14 protein-coding genes are annotated in these 18,390 nt (G+C 64.4%); 8 read left to right on the top strand and 6 right to left on the bottom strand.

Annotation, left to right across the window (positions count from 1 at the left end; translation table 11 throughout):
• Window positions 1-6: 6 nt before the first annotated feature.
• On the bottom strand, window positions 7-1,962 hold the full coding sequence (gene acs / locus EN851_RS20475; protein WP_127873370.1) for an acetate--CoA ligase: 1,956 nt from the start codon (window positions 1,960-1,962) through the stop codon (window positions 7-9).
• A gap of 306 nt (window positions 1,963-2,268) precedes the next feature.
• On the opposite strand from acs, the gene EN851_RS20470 reads away from it, so the two are divergent.
• On the top strand, window positions 2,269-2,541 hold the full coding sequence (locus EN851_RS20470) for an usg protein (RefSeq protein WP_023784217.1): 273 nt from the start codon (window positions 2,269-2,271) through the stop codon (window positions 2,539-2,541).
• 126 nt (window positions 2,542-2,667) lie between these two features.
• Here EN851_RS20470 and EN851_RS20465 read toward each other — a convergent pair whose 3' ends face one another.
• On the bottom strand, window positions 2,668-3,702 hold the full coding sequence (locus EN851_RS20465; RefSeq protein WP_127277734.1) for an aldo/keto reductase: 1,035 nt from the start codon (window positions 3,700-3,702) through the stop codon (window positions 2,668-2,670).
• Between the two features lie 55 nt (window positions 3,703-3,757).
• On the bottom strand, window positions 3,758-4,939 hold the full coding sequence (locus EN851_RS20460; protein ID WP_127277733.1) for an MFS transporter: 1,182 nt from the start codon (window positions 4,937-4,939) through the stop codon (window positions 3,758-3,760).
• A gap of 137 nt (window positions 4,940-5,076) precedes the next feature.
• Here EN851_RS20460 and EN851_RS20455 point away from each other — a divergent pair, with 137 nt between their 5' ends.
• A complete protein-coding gene (locus EN851_RS20455; RefSeq protein ID WP_127873371.1) occupies window positions 5,077-5,982 on the top strand; it encodes a LysR family transcriptional regulator in 906 nt (301 codons plus the stop codon).
• 56 nt (window positions 5,983-6,038) lie between these two features.
• Here EN851_RS20455 and EN851_RS20450 read toward each other — a convergent pair whose 3' ends face one another.
• Both EN851_RS20450 and EN851_RS20445 read right to left on the bottom strand, forming a co-directional pair.
• Window positions 6,039-7,088: an aldo/keto reductase gene (locus EN851_RS20450; protein WP_135929937.1), complete on the bottom strand. Its 1,050-nt coding sequence runs from the start codon at window positions 7,086-7,088 to the stop codon at window positions 6,039-6,041.
• A gap of 101 nt (window positions 7,089-7,189) precedes the next feature.
• Complete coding sequence (locus EN851_RS20445; protein WP_135929936.1) at window positions 7,190-7,852, bottom strand: YggS family pyridoxal phosphate-dependent enzyme; 663 nt, start codon at window positions 7,850-7,852, stop codon at window positions 7,190-7,192.
• A gap of 153 nt (window positions 7,853-8,005) precedes the next feature.
• Between EN851_RS20445 and leuS the strand changes: the two genes are divergently transcribed.
• From leuS to EN851_RS20430, 3 genes are all read left to right on the top strand, one after another.
• Window positions 8,006-10,630: a leucine--tRNA ligase gene (leuS, locus tag EN851_RS20440; protein WP_127873374.1), complete on the top strand. Its 2,625-nt coding sequence runs from the start codon at window positions 8,006-8,008 to the stop codon at window positions 10,628-10,630.
• On the top strand, window positions 10,617-11,195 hold the full coding sequence (lptE, locus tag EN851_RS20435) for an LPS assembly lipoprotein LptE (RefSeq protein ID WP_127279371.1): 579 nt from the start codon (window positions 10,617-10,619) through the stop codon (window positions 11,193-11,195). Before leuS ends, lptE begins: the two co-directional genes overlap by 14 nt.
• 331 nt (window positions 11,196-11,526) lie before the next feature.
• Complete coding sequence (locus EN851_RS20430) at window positions 11,527-14,013, top strand: DNA translocase FtsK (protein ID WP_135929935.1); 2,487 nt, start codon at window positions 11,527-11,529, stop codon at window positions 14,011-14,013.
• 79 nt (window positions 14,014-14,092) lie between these two features.
• Here the strand turns inward: EN851_RS20430 and fsa are convergent, their stop codons facing one another.
• Window positions 14,093-14,749, bottom strand: coding sequence for a fructose-6-phosphate aldolase (gene fsa, locus EN851_RS20425; protein ID WP_135929934.1), 657 nt, complete (start codon window positions 14,747-14,749; stop codon window positions 14,093-14,095).
• A 91-nt stretch (window positions 14,750-14,840) separates the two neighbouring features.
• Between fsa and EN851_RS20420 the strand changes: the two genes are divergently transcribed.
• The 3 genes from EN851_RS20420 (at window position 14,841) to EN851_RS20410 (ending at window position 18,260) form a co-directional block, all read left to right on the top strand.
• A complete protein-coding gene (locus EN851_RS20420; RefSeq protein WP_135929933.1) occupies window positions 14,841-17,024 on the top strand; it encodes a primosomal protein N' in 2,184 nt (727 codons plus the stop codon).
• Between the two features lie 50 nt (window positions 17,025-17,074).
• Complete coding sequence (locus tag EN851_RS20415) at window positions 17,075-17,770, top strand: aspartate/glutamate racemase family protein (protein ID WP_135929932.1); 696 nt, start codon at window positions 17,075-17,077, stop codon at window positions 17,768-17,770.
• 94 nt (window positions 17,771-17,864) lie between these two features.
• The gene (locus EN851_RS20410) at window positions 17,865-18,260 is read left to right on the top strand and encodes a DUF4345 family protein (protein ID WP_127275645.1); all 396 of its coding nucleotides are present in this window, start codon (window positions 17,865-17,867) and stop codon (window positions 18,258-18,260) included.
• Window positions 18,261-18,390 lie beyond the last annotated feature (130 nt).

The following is an 18,390-nucleotide window of genomic DNA, read 5'->3' as shown; positions in this document are numbered from 1 at the left end:
CCGGCGTCAGCCCTTCTTGTTCTGCCGGTTGGCGACGAGGTCGTCGACCACGGCCGGATCGGCAAGCGTCGAGGTGTCGCCAAGGGCGCCGAAATCGTCCTCGGCGATCTTGCGCAGGATGCGGCGCATGATCTTGCCCGAGCGGGTCTTGGGCAGGCCGGGCGCGAACTGGATCTTGTCGGGCGTGGCGATGGCGCCGATCTCCTTGCGGACATGGGCGACAAGTTCCTTGCGCAGATCTTCGGTCGCTTCGACGCCCCTCATCAAGGTGACGTAGCTGTAGATGCCCTGGCCCTTGATATCATGGGGATAGCCGACGACTGCGGCTTCCGAGACTTTCTCATGGCTGACCAGCGCCGATTCGACCTCGGCGGTACCCATGCGGTGGCCGGAGACGTTGATGACGTCGTCGACGCGGCCGGTGATCCAGTAATAGCCGTCCGCATCGCGGCGGCAGCCGTCGCCGGTGAAATACTTGCCCTTGTAGGTCGAGAAATAGGTCTGCACGAAGCGGTCGTGATCGCCATAGACGGTGCGCATCTGGCCGGGCCAGGAATCGGTGATGCAGAGATTGCCATCGGCCGCACCCTCCACCACCTTGCCCTCGCCGTCGACCAGCTGCGGCTTGACGCCGAAGAAGGGCCGCGTCGCCGAACCCGGCTTGAGGTCGGTGGCGCCGGGCAGCGGCGTGATCAGGATGCCGCCGGTTTCGGTCTGCCACCATGTGTCGACGATCGGCACCTTGCCGTCGCCGACGACGTTGAAATACCACTCCCAGGCTTCCGGGTTGATCGGCTCGCCGACGGAGCCCAGCACGCGCAGCGACTTGCGCGACGTCTTCTTCACCGGGTCGTTGCCGGCGCCCATCAGCGCGCGCAGCGCCGTGGGCGCGGTGTAGAAGATGTTGACCTTGTGCTTGTCGATGACCTCCCAGAAGCGTGACTGTGAGGGGTAGTTCGGCACACCTTCGAACATCAGCGTGGTGGCGCCGTTGGCGAGTGGCCCGTAGACGATGTAGCTGTGGCCGGTCACCCAGCCGACATCGGCGGTGCACCAGTAGATGTCGCCGTCATGATAGTCGAAGACATATTGGTGCGTCATCGACACATAGACGAGATAGCCGGCGGTGGTGTGCAGCACGCCTTTCGGCTTGCCGGTCGAGCCCGACGTGTAGAGGATGAACAGCGGATCTTCCGCCTTCATCTTCTCCGGCTTGCACTCGGACTTCACCGTCGCGACTTCGTCGTGATACCAGACATCGCGGCCCGGCGCCCAGCCGATCTTGGCGCCCGTGCGGCGCACGACCACGACGTTCTTGACCATGACGTGGTGCTTGGCGGCGATGTCGATCGCCTTGTCGGTGTTGTCCTTGAGAGGAATGGGTTTTCCTCCACGCAGGCCTTCATCCGATGTGATGACGAAGGTCGATTCGCAGTCGACGATGCGGCCGGCAAGCGCATCCGGCGAAAAGCCGCCGAAGACGACCGAATGGATGGCGCCGATACGCGTGCAGGCCAGCATCGCGTAGGCCGCCTCCGGGATCATCGGCATGTAGATGGTGACGCGGTCGCCTTTCTTGACGCCGTGCTTCTTCATCACATTGGCGAGCCGGCAGACATGCTCGTAGAGCTCGCTGTAGGTGATTTTCTTGTCGTCGTAAGGGTTGTCGCCTTCCCAGATGATGGCGGTCTGGTCACCGCGCTTCTTCAGGTGGCGGTCGATGCAATTGTACGAGACATTGGTCTGGCCATCCTCGAACCACTTGATGGAGACCTTGCCGTCGAAGGAGGTGTTCTTAACCTTGGAGAAGGGCTTGAACCAGTCGATGCGCTTGCCGTGCTTGCCCCAGAACTTGTCCGGGTTTTTCACGCTGTCGGCATACCATTTTAGGTAGGTGTCATTGTCGATCAGGGCGTTCTTCTTCCACGCCGGCTTGACGCGATGGACATGAACCTCGGACATTTCTTGGCTTTCCTCCCGAACCAATCCGCCAGCTTGAAACGCCTGCGGGATCGCGGCGACGCAGCCGCGAATTCGGCGGCATTATTACCAGTTCCGCCGCGACGGCAACATTAGACGTTGGATTCGCGCGGCGGGATGCCGCAGGGGCGCTTTTCGAGACTGTCAGCACTCGAAACGGTTCGCTGCTAACTGCATGTTTTTGTGGGAAAAGTTCGTTTTGCGATCAAGAAAAATCAATAGACAGTTAAGTAACGGCGCGCACAATTGGTGCCTGGGAGGAAAGGAGAATCAACCTTGGGGACCGCAATGCGCGACCATCTTGAAATGGACCTGATGCTCAAAGGCTACGGCCTGACCACGGCCAAGATTCTTTATCATTTTCCCGACCACCCGCATCTTCTGCAGAGCTTCGTCTGGCAGGACTACGACATCGCTCCGAAGTTCCCAGTGCTGATCCGGTTCATCGAATTCTGGAAAGCCAAGCTGGATGGGCCGCTGCATTCGGTGGTCTATACGCACCAGAAGCTGATCGCCCCGAATGAATGGCGCAAGGTGGATGGAGAGTTCGTCCTGCACTGAGGGTCGGATAGGGCGACGATGGCTGTCGAGGAAGGCGTCCTACGGCGCCCCCCTCTGTCCTGCCGGACAGTCCGGCAGGACAGAGGGGGGCGCTGTCCCGCGACGTAACCTGTTAGCGCCTATCAATCACACCGCCGGCGGGTTCAGCCGGGCAAAGCCTTCCTGCCGCCGATAGGGGAAGTACGGGTAGGGCGCGGTGACCTCGCTTGCCGCGTCGAGTTTTTTGACCTGCTCCGGCGTCAGCGTCCAACCGACGGCGCCGAGGTTCTGGCGCAGTTGCTCCTCGTTGCGGGCGCCGATGATAACAGATGAAACGGTCGGGCGCTGCAGCAGCCAGTTGATGGCGATTTGCGGAACCGTCTTGCCGGTCTCCTCAGCCACCGCGTCAAGCGCCTCCATGACCCTGTAGAGATGTTCGTCCTCGACCGGCGGGCCGAAGCTCGCGGTCTCGTGCAGGCGGCTCTTTTCCGGCAAGGGCTGGCCACGGCGGATCTTGCCGGTCAGGCGGCCCCAGCCGAGCGGACTCCACACCAACGCGCCGACGCCCTGGTCGAGGCCGAGCGGCATCAGCTCCCATTCATAGTCGCGGCCGAGCAGCGAATAGTAGACCTGGTGCGCGACATAGCGTGGGTAGCCGTGCGTCTGCGCCAAGCCGAGCGACTTCATCACTTGCCAGCCGGAGAAGTTGGAAACACCGACATAACGCAGCTTGCCGGAGCGAACGAGGCCGTCCAACGTCGCCAGAACTTCCTCGATCGGCGTCCCGGCATCGAAGGCGTGCAGCTGCAGCAGGTCGATATAGTCGGTGCCGAGACGCTTCAGCGCGGCATCGACCGACTTGATCAGCCGCGAGCGTGACGAGCCGTGGTCGGCCGGGCCGTCGCCCATCGGCAGCGCGGTCTTGGTCGAGATCAGAACGGCGTCGCGGCGGCCTTTTATCGCCTCGCCGAGCACCTCTTCCGAGGCGCCGTTCGAATAGACGTCGGCGGTGTCGAAGAGGTTGACGCCGGCCTCGAGGCAGATGTCGATAAGCCGCCGCGCTTCTTGCGCGTCGCTGTTGCCCCAGGCGCCGAACAGTGGGCCGGATCCGCCGAAGGTTCCGGCGCCGAATGAAAGCGCCGGGACTTTCAAACCCGATGCGCCGAGACGTCGATAGTCCATTTTCTTGCTCCTGGTGGTTTGTGAAGAAGTGAGGCGATTCGGATGTCGGCTGATGTCACAACCGGACGGAGGCGGGCGCGCCTGATGTGGCGCCGCGATCGAGGCGCAGCGCCAGTCCGGCCACGGCGAGTGCCGCGAGCGGCAGCAGGGCAGCGACCCAAGTGAGCGAACCCAGTCCAAGGCCATGGGCGATGACCGCGCCGCCAAGCCAGGCGCCGGCGGCATTGCCGAGATTGAAGGCGGCGATGTTGAACGATGAGGCCAGGCTTTGGCCGGCGCCTTGCGCCTTTTCCAGCACCCACATCTGCAGTGGCGCCACGGTGGCGAAGGCGGCCGCACCGAGCAGGCCGACATAGATCACGGCCATGACCTGGCTGTGGATGGCGAAGCTCATCGTGGCAAGCACCAGCGCCAGCACCACGAGACTGCCGAGCACCGCCGGCACCAGCCAGCGATCGGCGACCTTGCCGCCTGCGAGATTGCCGGCGATGAGGCCACCGCCGAAGACGAGCAGAATCGGCGACACGGCTGCTTCCCCGAAGCCGCTGATCTCGGTGAGCAACGGAGCGATGTAGGTGAAGACGGCGAAGACGCCGGCATAGCCGAGCACCGTAGTGGCGAGGCCGAGCAGGACGGGCGTTCGGCGCAGCACGGCGAGATCGGCGCGCAAGTCGCTCTTCTCCGGCGTCGCCTGGCCACGCGGCACCAGGGCCAGGATGACGGCGAAGGCCGCGAGGCCGACCGCGGTCACTGCCCAGAAGGTCGCGCGCCAGCCAAAAGCCTGGCCGAGCCAGGTGCCGAAAGGTACGCCGAGGATGTTGGCGATGGTCAGGCCGGTGAACATCAGCGCGATCGCCGAAGCCTTCCTGTTGGGCGCGACCAGACCAGTGGCGACCACCGAGCCAACGCCGAAGAAAGTGCCATGGGCAAAGGCGGTGATGATGCGGGCACCCATCAGCGTCCAGTAATCGGGCGCCAGCGCACAGGCGAGGTTGCCAATCGTGAAGATCGCCATCAGCGCCAGCAGCACGGTTTTGCGCGGCCAGTTGCCGGTGGCGATGGTCAACAGGGGTGCACCGATGACGACACCGAGCGCATAACCCGAGATCAATTGGCCGGCGGCCGAGATCGACACACCAAGATCCTTACTGACATCGATGAGCAGGCCCATGATGACGAATTCGGTGACACCGATGCCAAAGGCACCGGCGGCGAGGGCGTAGAGAGCAAGAGGCATGGCGTTTCCACTTTGAAAGACGGGCCGTTCAGGCGATGAGCGCCTGTCCAACCCGCGCCCCGACCGGGAAGATCGTGTTGCCGAGTGCTGTGAACCAGACTTGATCAGGGCATATTTTCTGTGAAATAGATTCACAGATGGCCAGACCCGACATAAACCGTTCCGGCGAGATCGAAGTCTTCGTGCGCGTTGTCGAGGCAGGCAGCTTTTCCGCCGCGGCGCGCGCGCTGCGCATGACGCCGTCGGCCGTCAGCAAGCTGATCGCGCGGCTGGAAGCCCGGCTTGGCGCGCGGCTGGTCAGCCGCTCGACGCGCAAGCTGCTGCTGACGCCGGAAGGGGCGGCGTTTTATGAAAGCGGGCTACGCATCCTTGCCGACATGGCGGCGGCGGAGCGTGAGGCGGCCGCGGGCGCCGCGCCGCGCGGGCGGCTGCGCGTCAACACCTACGTGCCGTTCGGGGTGCACCGGCTGATCCCGCTGCTGCCGCGCTTCCTCGAACGCTATCCCGAAATCTCGGTCGATCTGGTGCTGACCGACAGTGTCATCGACCTGATGGCCGAACGCGCCGATGTAGCGATCCGGGCCGGGCCGCTCGGCGAATCACGGCTGGTGGCGCGCAAGCTCGGGCAGAGCCCGGTGGTCCTCGTTGCGGCCCCTTCCTACCTCGAGCCGCATGGCACGCCGCTGACGCCAGCCGATCTCGACACACACAACCGGATGGGCTTCGGCTTCGTCAGGCATATTGACGGCTGGCCGTTCCTCGACGCGCAGGGCAATGCCGTCATGATCCCGATCACCGGCAACGCGCTGGTCAGCGATGGCGAGGCAATGCGGCTGATGACGCTGGCCGGGGTGGGCATTTCCCGGCTGGCGCGCTGGCATGTGGCGGCCGATATCGCCGCCGGGCGGCTGGTGCCGCTGCTGGAGGATTTCAACCCGGGCGACGAGGAGGCGACGCACGCCGTCTATGTCGGCCAAGGCCGCCATCTGCCGGCACGGGTGCGGGCCTTTCTCGATTTCCTGGCCGAGACGGTTCGGCTGTAGTTGGAGCCGCGCGTCCATGGGATACGCGGCTTCGAAAAGGCCGGCTTTCCCGCAGGCTATGCCTTAGGGACGAAGGGCGCCGGACGCCGGCCGGCGCCCTGGCGCTCGACCATCCAGCCGGGATATTCGGCCGGCAAGGCGCTCACCTCATCCAGCCTGGCGAGATCGTCGGCATCGAGCTTGAGGCTGGTGGCGGCGAGGTTTTGTTCGAGCTGCTCCATGCGGCTGGCGCCGATGATCACGCTCATGACGAAAGGCTTGGCCAGGACATAGCCGAGCGCCACGGTGGCGACGCTGACATCATGCTTCCTGGCGACCTCGCGCATGACGGCGACCGCTGCCCAGGCGCGCTCCTCGTTGACCGGCGGGAAGTTGAAGGAGGCGCGGCGACCCTCGCCATTGCCCGGCGCGCCAGGGCCGTATTTGCCGGAGAGCAGGCCGCCGGCCATCGGCGACCACACCATCAGGCCGAGCTTCTCCTCGTTGATCAGCGGCACGATCTCGCGTTCGAGGTCGCGGCCGGCGATCGAATAATAGGACTGGATGGTCTCGAAGCCGGCAAAGCCCTTGCGGTCGGCGATGCCGAGCGCCTTGGCGATGCGCCAGGCCTGCCAGTTGGACACGCCGACATAGCGGACCTTGCCGCTGGAGACGAGATCATCGAGTGCCCGCAGCGTTTCGTCGATCGGCGTCACAGCGTCGGTGCCGTGCAACTGATAGAGATCGATATGGTCGAGCTGCAGCCGTTCGAGGCTGGCATCGACCGAATCCATGATGTGGCCGCGCGAGGAGCCGCGCTGGTTCGGCCCGTCGCCCGTGGCGGCATGGACCTTGGTGGCGATGACCACGCTCGACCTGGCAATGCCGAGATCCCGGAGCGACTGGCCGAGCAGGCGTTCGGACTCGCCGAACGAATAGACGTCCGCCGTGTCGAAAAAGTTGACGCCGGCGGCGATCGAGTGGCCGACAATCTCGTTGACGCCCTTCTGGTCGAGGCTGGCGATCAGGCCCCATTGGGCGTTCTGGCCGGCGGCGCCGAAGGTCATGGTGCCGAGGCAAAGTTCGGAAACGAAAAGCCCGGTATTTCCAAGCTGATTGTAGCGCATGGCGAAAGCTCCAGAGAAATGTGTGATGACACGAAACAAATAAGAACGGTACGTTTCGTTTCCAGTGCTGGTGCAGCGACCTCGTTGATCTGGCCCAACGGCTAGCGGCTGCCGAAGATGGCGGAGCCGACTCGTATGCTGGTGGCGCCAAAGGCGATCGCCGTTTCGTAATCGCCCGACATGCCCATCGACAGTCTGGCGACGCCGGCTTCCTTGCCGAGCTTCTCCAGTAAGGCGAAGTGCGGACCGGGATTCTCGTCGGCCGGCGGGATGCACATCAGGCCTTCGATGGTGAGGCCGTGGACGTCCCGGCAGCGTTTGACGAAGGCGACCGCCTCGCGCGGTTCGATGCCGGCCTTTTGCTGTTCGGAACCGGTATTCACCTGGACATAGAGTTTTGGCGCCCGGCCTTGCCGGGCAATTTCCTTGGCGAGTTCGGCGGCGATCTTTTCGCGATCCACCGTTTCTATGACGTCGAACAGTGCCACCGCCTCCTTGGCCTTGTTCGACTGCAGTGGGCCGATCAGGTGCAATTCAATGTTGGGGAAGGCCTCCTTCAGGTAAAGCCATTTGCCTTGTGCTTCCTGGACGCGGTTCTCGCCGAAGACGCGCTGGCCGGCCTCGATCACCGGTTGGATATCGACGGCGTCGAAGGTCTTGGAGACCGCGACCAGCGTCACCGCGCCGGCTTCACGGCCAGCCTCCTGCTCGGCGGCGGCGATCCTCGCCTTGACCGCGAAAAACTGCTGAACGGTGTCGCCCATATGCAAATCCCGCTGTTTTGACCCGCGTTTTTGACCGCCGCGATGCCCATATGGTTGACGGGTTTGCCAAACCATGGTGAACACCCGGACCACATTTCGTGAACTGCCGGGCTCTTGCCCGCAGTCCGCATGCTTTTAAGTGAAAAACGTCCCATGGCAACCGAACGATACAATCCGCGCGCGTCAGAACCCAAATGGCAGAAGGCCTGGGCCGAAAAGAAGCTTTTCGAAGCGCACAATGACGATCCGCGCCCGAAATACTACGTGCTGGAAATGTTCCCCTATCCGTCGGGGCGGATCCATATCGGCCACACCCGCAACTATACGATGGGCGACGTGGTGGCGCGTTACAAGCGGGCCAAGGGCTTCAACGTGCTGCATCCGATGGGCTGGGACGCCTTCGGCATGCCGGCCGAAAACGCCGCCATGCAGAACAAGGTTCATCCCAAGGAGTGGACCTACCAGAACATCGCCACCATGCGCGAGCAGCTCAAGGTGATGGGCCTGTCGCTGGACTGGGCGCGCGAATTCGCCACCTGCGATGTCGATTACTACCACCGCCAGCAGATGCTGTTCCTCGACTTCGTCGAGAAGGGGCTGGTGACGCGCAAATCCTCCAAGGTCAACTGGGACCCGGAGGACATGACGGTGCTCGCCAACGAGCAGGTCATCGACGGACGCGGCTGGCGCTCCGGCGCGCTGGTCGAGCAGCGCGAATTGACGCAGTGGTTCTTCAAAATCACCGATTTCGCGCAGGACCTGCTGGATTCGCTCGACGGCCTCGACGAATGGCCCGAAAAAGTGAAGCTGATGCAGCAGAACTGGATCGGCCGTTCGGAAGGTCTGCTGATCCGCTGGCCGCTGGCCTCGGAAATTGCCGGCGAGCACGAGCTTGAGGTCTACACGACGCGGCCCGATACCATTTTCGGCGCCTCGTTCATGGCGATCGCCGCCGATCATCCGCTGGCCAAAAAGGCCGCCGAGACCAATCCGGCGCTGGCGAAATTCATCGACGAAGTCCGCCATATGGGCACTTCGGTGGCGGCGCTGGAGACGGCTGAGAAGAAGGGCTTCGACACCGGCATCCGCGTCGTCCATCCCTTCGACGGTACTTGGACGCTGCCGGTCTATGTCGCCAATTTCGTGCTGATGGAATATGGCACCGGCGCCATCTTCGGCTGCCCGGCGCATGACCAGCGCGACCTCGACTTCGCCAACAAATACGGCTTGCCGGTGGTGCCCGTGGTGATGCCGGACGGCGAGGACCCGTCGGCTTTCCAGGTGATCGACGTGGCCTATACCGACAATGGGGCGATGATCAACTCGCGCTTCCTTGATGGCATGACTCCGGACCGGGCTTTCGACGAGGTCGCCAGGCTGCTGGAACAAAAGACCATCGGTAATCGCCCCATGGCCGAGCGCAAGGTGAACTTCCGCCTGCGCGACTGGGGCATTTCGCGGCAACGTTACTGGGGCTGCCCGATCCCGATGATCCATTGCGAGGATTGCGGCGTGGTGCCGGTGCCGAAGGCCGACCTGCCGGTCAAGCTGCCGGACGATGTCGATTTCGACCGGCCGGGCAATCCGCTCGACCGTCACCCGACCTGGCGGCATGTGAAGTGCCCGCAATGCGGCAAGGACGCGCGCCGTGAAACCGATACGATGGACACGTTCGTCGATTCGTCCTGGTATTTCGCCCGCTTCACAGCGCCGTGGGCGCATGACCCGACCGATCCCAAGGCAGCGAACGAGTGGCTGGCGGTCGACCAGTATATTGGCGGCATCGAGCATGCGATCCTGCATCTGCTCTATTCACGCTTCTTCACCCGCGCCATGCGCGAGACCGGCCATGTCGACCTGGCCGAGCCGTTCAAGGGCCTGTTCACGCAAGGCATGGTCGTGCACGAAACCTACCGTGTCGGTTCGGCATCGAACGGCCGCTGGCTGGCGCCGGCCGAAGTGCGGCTGGAGGATGTCGACGGCAAGCGCCGCGCCATCGACATCGCCACCGGCGAGGCGGTCACCATCGGCCCGCTCGAAAAGATGTCGAAGTCGAAGAAGAACACGGTGAGCCCGGAAGACATCACCGATGGCTACGGCGCCGACACGGCGCGCTGGTTCATGCTGTCGGATTCGCCGCCCGAACGCGATGTCGAGTGGACCGACGATGGTGCGGCCGGCGCGCATCGCTTCATGCAGCGCATCTGGCGGCTGGTGTCGACGGCGGCCGAGACGCTGGCAGGCATCGCACCGAAGGCCGCCAATGATGGCGACGCCGGAGCGGTTTCCAAGGCCGCGCACAAAATCCTGAAGGCGGTCGGCGAAGACATCGAGAAGCTCGCCTTCAACCGTGCCATCGCCCGCATCTATGAACTGGCCAACGCGCTGACCACTCCGCTCAACGAGGTGACGGAAGGCAAGGCTGATACGGCGCTGAAAAGCGCCTGCCGCGAGGCCGTGGAGATCATGGTGCATCTGATCGCGCCCGTGATGCCGCACCTTGCCGAAGAGTGCTGGGAGGTGCTGGGCGGCACCGATCTGCTCGCCGAACGGCCGTGGCCGGTCTTCGATCCGGCGCTGGTCGTCGACAACGAAGTCACCTATCCGGTGCAGGTCAACGGCAAGAAGCGGGGCGATTTGACAATTGCCCGCGACGCGGACCAAGGTGCGGTCGAAAAAGCGGTCTTGGCTCTCGACTTCGTGCAGAAAGCACTTGAAGGTAAGGCTCCGCGCAAGGTGATCATCGTGCCGCAGAGGATCGTCAATGTCGTTGCCTGATCGGGAAAAGACAGAGTTGAGCGGTCTGCTGCGCCGCATCGCGCTTGCCGGTCTTGTCGGTTCGCTTGCGCTCGTCTCGGCCTGCCAGGTGCGGCCGCTCTATTCCAGCGCGCCGCTGTCGACCGGCTCGACCGCCAATGCCGAGCTGGCGTCGATTGCCGTCAAGCCGGTCCGGACGCGTTATGCCCAGCAGGTGCGCAACAATCTGATCTTCGGGTTCGGGCGCGGCGCCGGCGAACCGGCCTCGCCGCTTTATTCGCTCGATCTCGGCGTGACCGAAGCCGTTGAATCCTCGGCGCTGGTCCAGGTTGGAACCGATCAAGACGAGCCGACCGCCGGTTCGGTGACACTGACCGCCGGCTACACGCTAACCGATGCGAAAACCGGCGCGGTGATCGCGGTCGGCAAGCGGGCGATCACCTCGTCCTTCGACAGGCCGCGTCAGGAGTTTGCTTCCTACCGGGCGCAGATCGACGCCGAGAACCGTGCCGCGCGCGAACTGGCCGAAGCCCTGCAACTGTCCATCGCCCAGGATCTGGCCCGGCACGGCAAGACGGCCAGCTAGCGCGAGTCGCCGCATCAGAAGAGGCCGAATCGCCCCTCTCTCCTTGATCGCATTTCCTGTTCCCGGCGATCGGACTCGTCGGCAGCCGTGCTGTTTGGCGGCATGTAAATCTCCGCCCGCTGGTTGTCACGCGAGCAAAGGCTCGCCCTTTTTCCAATAGCCGCATTCGGATGAGCAACCGGTCGTGGAAACACGATCGGCTGCTCGAATCCTCATCGTGCGGCGTCGCCGCGAAAGATGCGTCTCGATCGCTCCAGCGACGCTGACAGGAAGCAACTGTTAACCACTCGCTCCCTATTGCTCAGCAGACATTTCACAGTGAGTCTTGAGCATGGAAGCCAGGCGTTTTTCTCGGGTCAATTCGTTGCACGCAGTTTCGCCCGATGACCCCCAAGGAGAGCGTTCCGGCGGCCCGCGCGGCAAGGCGGATGTTCGCCAGCCCGGCGCTTCTCACGCAGGTCATTCCGAGCGGGCCGCCGATTTCGGCGGCGACACCGAAAGCCCTGCCTGGCAAGAGTATTTTTTCCTTGCGCCCAATGTGCGTTTTACACGCACGCCGGACTATGAGCCCAAGCATCGCCAGCAGGACGAGGTTGCCGGGGAGGGTCGCCCGCAGGCGCTCCCGACGCAGCAGGCCGGGCCTGGCGCCGTCATGCATCGCGGGGCGTCACCGGCCGGGTCCGCTCAGCCAGCGCGCGGCGGCGAGACGTCGAAAGGCGTTGTGCCGGCGGCTCCGAAGGTGCCCGCAACGGCACCAGCGGCCACGCGTCCGGCACCCGTCGCCGGGAATGGCGCGCCGGCCAAAGCAGCCACCGCTGAAAAAGCCCGGCGGCCCTATCTTTCGGATCACGCCTTCTTCGAGGGCCTGGCGCCCCTTCTGGTCGATGTGACGTCGCCGGTCCGGCAGGTCAGCCCGGCTCCGCGCGCACCGGTCGCGGCTCCACCGCTTGCCGCGGCGCGAGCCGACGTCTCCGCGTCCGCCGCGGCCGATGTCACCGCCTTGTTCCGTGTCATCGAATGCCTTCCCGGCCAGGCACCGTCCGCCCAGCCCGACGTCTTTCCGGCCAACTCCAACAAGGCCGTGGCCGAGCCGTCCGTTCCGGCTGGCAGGGCTGCCCGGCAGGCTCGGATGGCGACCGCAGTCGCACCTGCCGCAAGCAGCGCCGCCTCGGCGCCGATTGTGCAACGCGTGGGCGAAGCCGTTCCCGCAGCGCGTGCACCGTCGCTGCCCATGGCTGGCAAGGTTGCTCAGCCGGAGACGGGCGAAGGCTACGAGCTTCCCTCGGAGGAGCTGTTGCAGCAGCCACCCGAGGGCCAAGGCTTCTACATGTCGCAGGAGCGGCTCGAGCAGAATGCCGATCTCCTGGAAAGCGTGCTGGAGGATTTCGGCGTGCGCGGCGAGATCATCCACGTACGCCCCGGTCCGGTCGTCACCCTCTACGAATTCGAGCCGGCACCTGGCGTCAAATCCTCGCGCGTCATTGGTCTCGCCGACGACATCGCCCGCTCCATGTCGGCGGTCTCGGCGCGCGTCGCCGTGGTGCCCGGCCGCAATGTCATCGGCATCGAGTTGCCGAACGAGACCCGTGAAACCGTCTATTTCCGCGAACTGATCGAATCGCAGGGCTTCCGCAAGACCAGCTGCAAGCTGGCGCTTTGCCTTGGCAAGACGATCGGCGGCGAACCCGTCATTGCCGAGCTGGCGAAGATGCCGCATCTCCTCGTCGCCGGCACCACCGGCTCCGGCAAGTCGGTCGCCATCAACACCATGATCTTGTCGCTGCTCTACCGGCTGAAGCCGGAAGAATGCCGGCTGATCATGGTCGACCCGAAGATGCTCGAACTGTCCGTCTATGACGGCATCCCGCACCTTCTGACCCCTGTCGTCACGGACCCCAAGAAGGCCGTTACCGCGCTCAAATGGGCGGTGCGCGAGATGGAGGACCGCTATCGCAAGATGGCGCGGCTCGGCGTGCGCAACATCGACGGCTACAACGAGCGCGCCGCCCAAGCCCGCGACAAGGGTGAGACGGTCGTCATGACCGTGCAGACCGGCTTCGAGAAGGGCACCGGCGAACCGCTGTTCGAACAGCAGGAAATCGACCTCGCGCCGATGCCCTACATCGTCGTCATCGTCGACGAGATGGCCGACCTGATGATGGTCGCCGGCAAGGAGATCGAAGGCGCCATCCAGCGCCTGGCGCAGATGGCGCGGGCCGCCGGCATCCACCTGATCATGGCGACGCAGCGGCCTTCGGTCGACGTCATCACCGGCACGATCAAGGCCAATTTCCCGACCCGCATCTCCTTCCAGGTCACCTCCAAGATCGACAGCCGCACCATCCTGGGCGAGCAGGGCGCCGAACAGCTGCTCGGCCAGGGCGACATGCTGCACATGATGGGCGGCGGGCGCATCGCCCGTGTGCACGGCCCCTTCGTGTCCGACGCCGAGGTCGAGCATGTCGTGGCGCATCTGAAGGCGCAGGGCCGCCCCGAATATCTGGAGACGGTGACGGCCGACGAGGATGAAGAGGAAGAGGAAGGCGACCAGGGAGCGGTCTTCGACAAGGGAGCCGTTGCCGCCGAGGATGGCGATTCCAGCTATGACGAGGCGGTCAAGGTGGTGTTGCGCGACAAGAAATGTTCAACGTCCTACATCCAGCGCCGCCTCGGCATCGGCTACAACCGCGCCGCGTCACTGGTCGAACGGATGGAGAAGGAAGGTCTGGTCGGGGCGCCGAACCATGTCGGCAAGCGCGAGATCATGGCGGGCAAGCGCCAGCCGGCGGCCGCGCTCCCCGATGACGGCACGGACTGACCGGGCAGGCTGCCCCTGATCCGCAGCGCGTAAAAAAGGCCGGTTGCCCGGCCTTTTTTAGTATCTGGTGTCGGACCGCTCAGCCGATCTTCTGGCCGGTCTTGGCCCAGTCGGCGAGGAAAGCGGCAAGGCCCTTGTCGGTCAGCGGATGGTTGACCAGCGCCTTCAGCGTCGCCGGCGGCGCGGTGATGACGTCGGCGCCGATGAGAGCCGCCTGCTTGACGTGGTTCACCGTTCGCACGGAAGCGGTCAGGATTTCGGTCTGGAAGTCGAAATTGTCGTAGATCTGGCGGATCTCCTGGATCAGTTCCATGCCGTCCGAGCCGGTGTCGTCGATGCGGCCGACGAAGGGCGAGATGAAGGAAGCGCCGGCCTTGGCGGCGAGCAGCGCCTGGTTGGCCGAGAAGCACAGCGTAACGTTGACCATGCGGTTCATCTCGGTGCGGATGGTCTTGCAGGCCTTCAGGCCGTCCAGCGTCAGCGGCACCTTGATGGCGATATTGGGCGCGATCTTGGCCAGCACCTCGGCCTCGGCCATCATCTGCTTGAACTCGGTCGCCACGACCTCGGCCGAGACCGGGCCTTCGACGATGTCGCAGATCTGCTTGGTGACCTCAATGATCTTGCCGCCCGATTTCAGGATCAGCGAGGGATTGGTGGTGACGCCATCGAGCAGTCCCAGATCGTTCAGTTCCTTGATCTCTTTGATATCGGCGGTGTCGGCAAAAAATTTCATGGCGGGTCTCCTGACGATTTCGTCGTGCTTGGGAAGGCGCGTTCAGCGTTGCTCTTTGATCTAGACCAAAGTCAGGGCAAGGTCACGCCTCATGATCGAAGATTCGCCCTTTGTCGCGGCCGCACCGGTGCTGGTGCCGATGCCGGCCGAACGTCCCTACACCTATGCCGTGCCGGCCGGCATGCGGGTGGTGCCGGGTTCGATCGTGCGCGTGCCGCTTGGGCCGCGCCAGGTCGCCGGCATCGTCTGGGACGGCGCGGTCGAGCAGGTCGATGCCAGGAAATTGCGCCCGATCGAGCAGGTTTTCGACTGCCCGCCGATCGACCGCGCCATGCGCCGCTTCGTCGACTGGGTGGCGCAATATACGCTGTCGGCGCCGGGCATGGTGGCGCGCATGCTGCTCAGGGCGCCAGAGGCCTTTGATCCCGAACCCTGGATCGAGGGGCTGCAGCGCACCCTGCTTGTGCCCGACCGGATGACGGATGCCAGGGCGCGCGTGCTGGAGACGGCCGAGGGTGGGTTGGCCTGGACGCGCTCCGGCCTCGCGCACGCCGCCGGCGTGTCGTCGACGGTGATAGAGGGGCTCAAGGCGCAAGGCGTGTTCGAGACGGTGATGATCCCGCCGCGCCCGGTGGTGGCCGCGCCTGACCCAAGCTATGCCGTTCCCGAACTGATGCCGGACCAGAACGAGGCCGCGTCGATGCTGCGCGCCAATGTCGCGGCTGGCGAGTTCAATGTCGCGTTGCTCGACGGGGTCACCGGCTCGGGCAAGACGGAGGTCTATTTCGAGGCGGTGGCGGCCGTGCTCGAGCAGGGCGGCCAAGTGCTCATCCTGCTGCCGGAAATCGCGCTGACGCATGCCTTCCTCGAACGCTTCCAGCAGCGTTTTGGCGCCAAGCCGGCCGAGTGGCATTCCGACCTGCCGCCGCGAATGCGCGAAAAAGTCTGGCGGCAAGTGGCGGAAGGCGGCGTGCGCGTCGTCGCCGGCGCGCGCTCGGCGCTGTTCCTGCCATTCAAGGAGCTTGGCCTTATCGTCGTCGACGAGGAACACGACCCCGCCTACAAGCAGGAAGACCGCGTCTTCTACAATGCGCGCGACATGGCCGTCGTGCGCGGCCATATACGCGGCTTCCCCGTGGTCCTGGCGTCGGCGACGCCGTCGGTCGAGAGCCGGGTCAATGCCAGCCAGGGCCGCTATGCCAGGGCTGTGCTTTCCGCCCGCTTCGCCGAGGCGGCCCTTCCCGACCTCAAGTCGATCGACATGCGGCGCGCGCCGCCGGCACGTGGCGGCTTCCTGTCGCCGGTGCTGATCGACCATATGCGCCGGACGCTTGAGAAGAAGGAGCAGTCGCTGCTGTTCCTCAACCGGCGCGGCTACGCGCCGCTGACGCTGTGCCGGGTCTGCGGCCATCGCTTCGGCTGCCCGGTGTGCTCGGCCTGGCTGGTCGAACACCGCTTTCGCGGGCAATTGGTCTGCCATCATTGCGGTCACAATGAGCGCCGCCCCGAAGCCTGCCCGGAATGCGGCACGCTCGACCACCTGGTTGCTTGCGGGCCGGGGGTCGAGCGCATTGCCGAAGAGGTCGTCACGCATTTCCCTGACGCGCGCACCATCGTGCTGTCGTCGGATATCATGGGGGGTGTACGACGGTTGCGATTGGAACTGGAGGCAATCGCCAATGGCGAGGCCGATATCGTCATCGGCACGCAACTGGTCGCCAAGGGCCACAATTTCCCTGATATGACGCTGGTCGGCGTCGTCGATGCCGATCTCGGCCTTGCCAATGGCGATCCGCGCGCCGCCGAGCGCACCTTCCAGCTGCTCAGCCAGGTGACCGGCCGTGCCGGCCGCACCGGCAAGAAGAGCCTGGGCCTGCTGCAGACGTTCCAGCCCGACCATCCGGTGATGCGGGCGATCGTCTCCGGCGACGCCGAATCTTTCTACCAGCGTGAGATTTCTGAGCGCGAACGCGCTGCCTTGCCGCCCTTCGGCCGGCTGGCCGGCGTCATCGTCAGCGCCGTGACGCGGGCGGAGGCGGAAGGCCATGCCCGCGGCCTGCGCCGCGCGGCGCCCGAGGCGTCGGACCTGTTCGTGCTCGGGCCGGCGGAAGCGCCGCTGTCCCTGCTCGGTGGCCGCCACCGCTTCCGCCTGCTGATCCAGGGCGAACGGCGCGCCGACATGCAAGGGTTTATCAGGGCCATGCTCGCCAATGGACCGAAGCAGCGCGGCTCGGTCCGGGTGCAGGTCGACATCGACCCGCAGAGCTTTTTGTAGCGACGCAATTTCAGCTACAGCTGTCTCGGCGAGAGAAACGGAAAGATCACATGAAAACCCTTGGCCTGCTCGGCGGCATGAGCTGGGAATCGACCGCAATCTACTACCGCTTGCTCAACGAGATCGTGCGCGAGCGGCTCGGTGGCCTGCACTCGGCCAAGCTTCTCATGTGGTCGTTCGATTTCGCCGAGATCGCCGAGCGGCAGCATCATGGTGATTGGGACGGCGCCGGCGCGCTGCTGGTCGATGCCGCGCGCAAGCTCGAGGCCGGTGGCGCGCAAGGCCTGCTCTTGTGCACCAACACCATGCACAAGCTGGCCGACCAGGTGCAGGCGGCCGTATCGATCCCGCTGATTCACATCGCGGATGCCACTGCGTTGGCGATCAAGCGCGCGGGGCTGCAGCGGCCGGCGCTGCTGGCAACGCGGTTCACCATGGAGCAGGACTTCTACAAGGGCCGGCTCGCCGACAAATACGGCCTCTCACCGGTCGTACCCGATGCGGCCGGCCGCGACATGGTGCATGGCGTCATCTATGACGAGCTTTGCCAGGGCATTGTCTCCGAAGCCTCGAAGACCGCCTATGTCGCCGAGGCAAACCGCCTGCGCCGCGAAGAGGCCGCCGACAGCCTGATCATGGGCTGCACTGAGATCACCATGCTCATTGGCCAGGGCGATTTCGACATTCCGGTTTTCGACACGACCCGCATCCATGCCGAGGCGGCGGTGGAATTCGCGCTCGGTTGATGCGGGTCTCCTAAAGTGCCTTGAGCCATCTGGCGCGGCATTTTTCCTCCGCTAGAATGCCCGCGATTTCAAAATAGGCATTTCGAGGGACACGATGGATTTTGCGCTTCCATGGCCGACGAGCCAGGGCGAATGGCTGGCCTGGTCGAGCGCGGTCTTCACCGTGCTGCTCGGCCTTCTGTTTTTCCTGGCGCCGGGTCTGGCGTTCCGCATCCTGCGCCTGCAGGCGAAACCCGAGAAGGCGGCGGCGATCGCCGAAGGGCGAGGCCGCATGTCGGGCTTCTATCTCGGGGTCGGCCTGTGCTGCATCCTGCTCGCGCAGCCGCTGGTCTACATGGCGCTCGGCTTCTCCTGGCTGTTCACTGCCTTCGGCCGGCTGCTGTCGATGATGTCGGATGGCGCCAATACACCTTTCAATTGGGTTTCCATTGTGGTGGAATTGGCGCTCGCGGCCTTGCCGCTCGCCTTTGCCTTCGGCTTTGTGCCCTGAATCCAAGGGTATTCCGGCGCGCAGGACGCTGATCTTTCGCCGGATGCGACAATAGTGCCTGAAAACCATGCGGAACGACGCATTGCGGTCTTAAAATGCCTGTGCTAGACGGCAATCGACTTTCGGCCGG

The sequence above is a fragment of the Mesorhizobium sp. M8A.F.Ca.ET.208.01.1.1 genome, assembly GCF_004791315.1.
Classification (GTDB): Bacteria; Pseudomonadota; Alphaproteobacteria; order Rhizobiales; family Rhizobiaceae; genus Mesorhizobium.
Note: the sequence above shows the minus strand (reverse complement) of the source record. Positions and strands in the feature narration are given on the sequence as shown.

What these genes read in the sequence shown, in the direction of transcription:
- EN851_RS20455 (WP_127873371.1), top strand. Translation starts at nt 5,077, where the DNA reads ATGGCCAGACCCGACATAAACCGTTCCGGCGAGATCGAAGTCTTCGTG.
- EN851_RS20460 (WP_127277733.1), bottom strand. Translation starts at nt 4,939, where the DNA reads ATGCCTCTTGCTCTCTACGCCCTCGCCGCCGGTGCCTTTGGCATCGGT.
- EN851_RS20430 (WP_135929935.1), top strand. Translation starts at nt 11,527, where the DNA reads ATGGAAGCCAGGCGTTTTTCTCGGGTCAATTCGTTGCACGCAGTTTCG.
- lptE (WP_127279371.1), top strand. Translation starts at nt 10,617, where the DNA reads ATGTCGTTGCCTGATCGGGAAAAGACAGAGTTGAGCGGTCTGCTGCGC.
- EN851_RS20470 (WP_023784217.1), top strand. Translation starts at nt 2,269, where the DNA reads ATGCGCGACCATCTTGAAATGGACCTGATGCTCAAAGGCTACGGCCTG.
- EN851_RS20415 (WP_135929932.1), top strand. Translation starts at nt 17,075, where the DNA reads ATGAAAACCCTTGGCCTGCTCGGCGGCATGAGCTGGGAATCGACCGCA.
- EN851_RS20410 (WP_127275645.1), top strand. Translation starts at nt 17,865, where the DNA reads ATGGATTTTGCGCTTCCATGGCCGACGAGCCAGGGCGAATGGCTGGCC.
- leuS (WP_127873374.1), top strand. Translation starts at nt 8,006, where the DNA reads ATGGCAACCGAACGATACAATCCGCGCGCGTCAGAACCCAAATGGCAG.
- EN851_RS20445 (WP_135929936.1), bottom strand. Translation starts at nt 7,852, where the DNA reads ATGGGCGACACCGTTCAGCAGTTTTTCGCGGTCAAGGCGAGGATCGCC.
- EN851_RS20420 (WP_135929933.1), top strand. Translation starts at nt 14,841, where the DNA reads ATGATCGAAGATTCGCCCTTTGTCGCGGCCGCACCGGTGCTGGTGCCG.
- acs (WP_127873370.1), bottom strand. Translation starts at nt 1,962, where the DNA reads ATGTCCGAGGTTCATGTCCATCGCGTCAAGCCGGCGTGGAAGAAGAAC.
- fsa (WP_135929934.1), bottom strand. Translation starts at nt 14,749, where the DNA reads ATGAAATTTTTTGCCGACACCGCCGATATCAAAGAGATCAAGGAACTG.
- EN851_RS20465 (WP_127277734.1), bottom strand. Translation starts at nt 3,702, where the DNA reads ATGGACTATCGACGTCTCGGCGCATCGGGTTTGAAAGTCCCGGCGCTT.
- EN851_RS20450 (WP_135929937.1), bottom strand. Translation starts at nt 7,088, where the DNA reads ATGCGCTACAATCAGCTTGGAAATACCGGGCTTTTCGTTTCCGAACTT.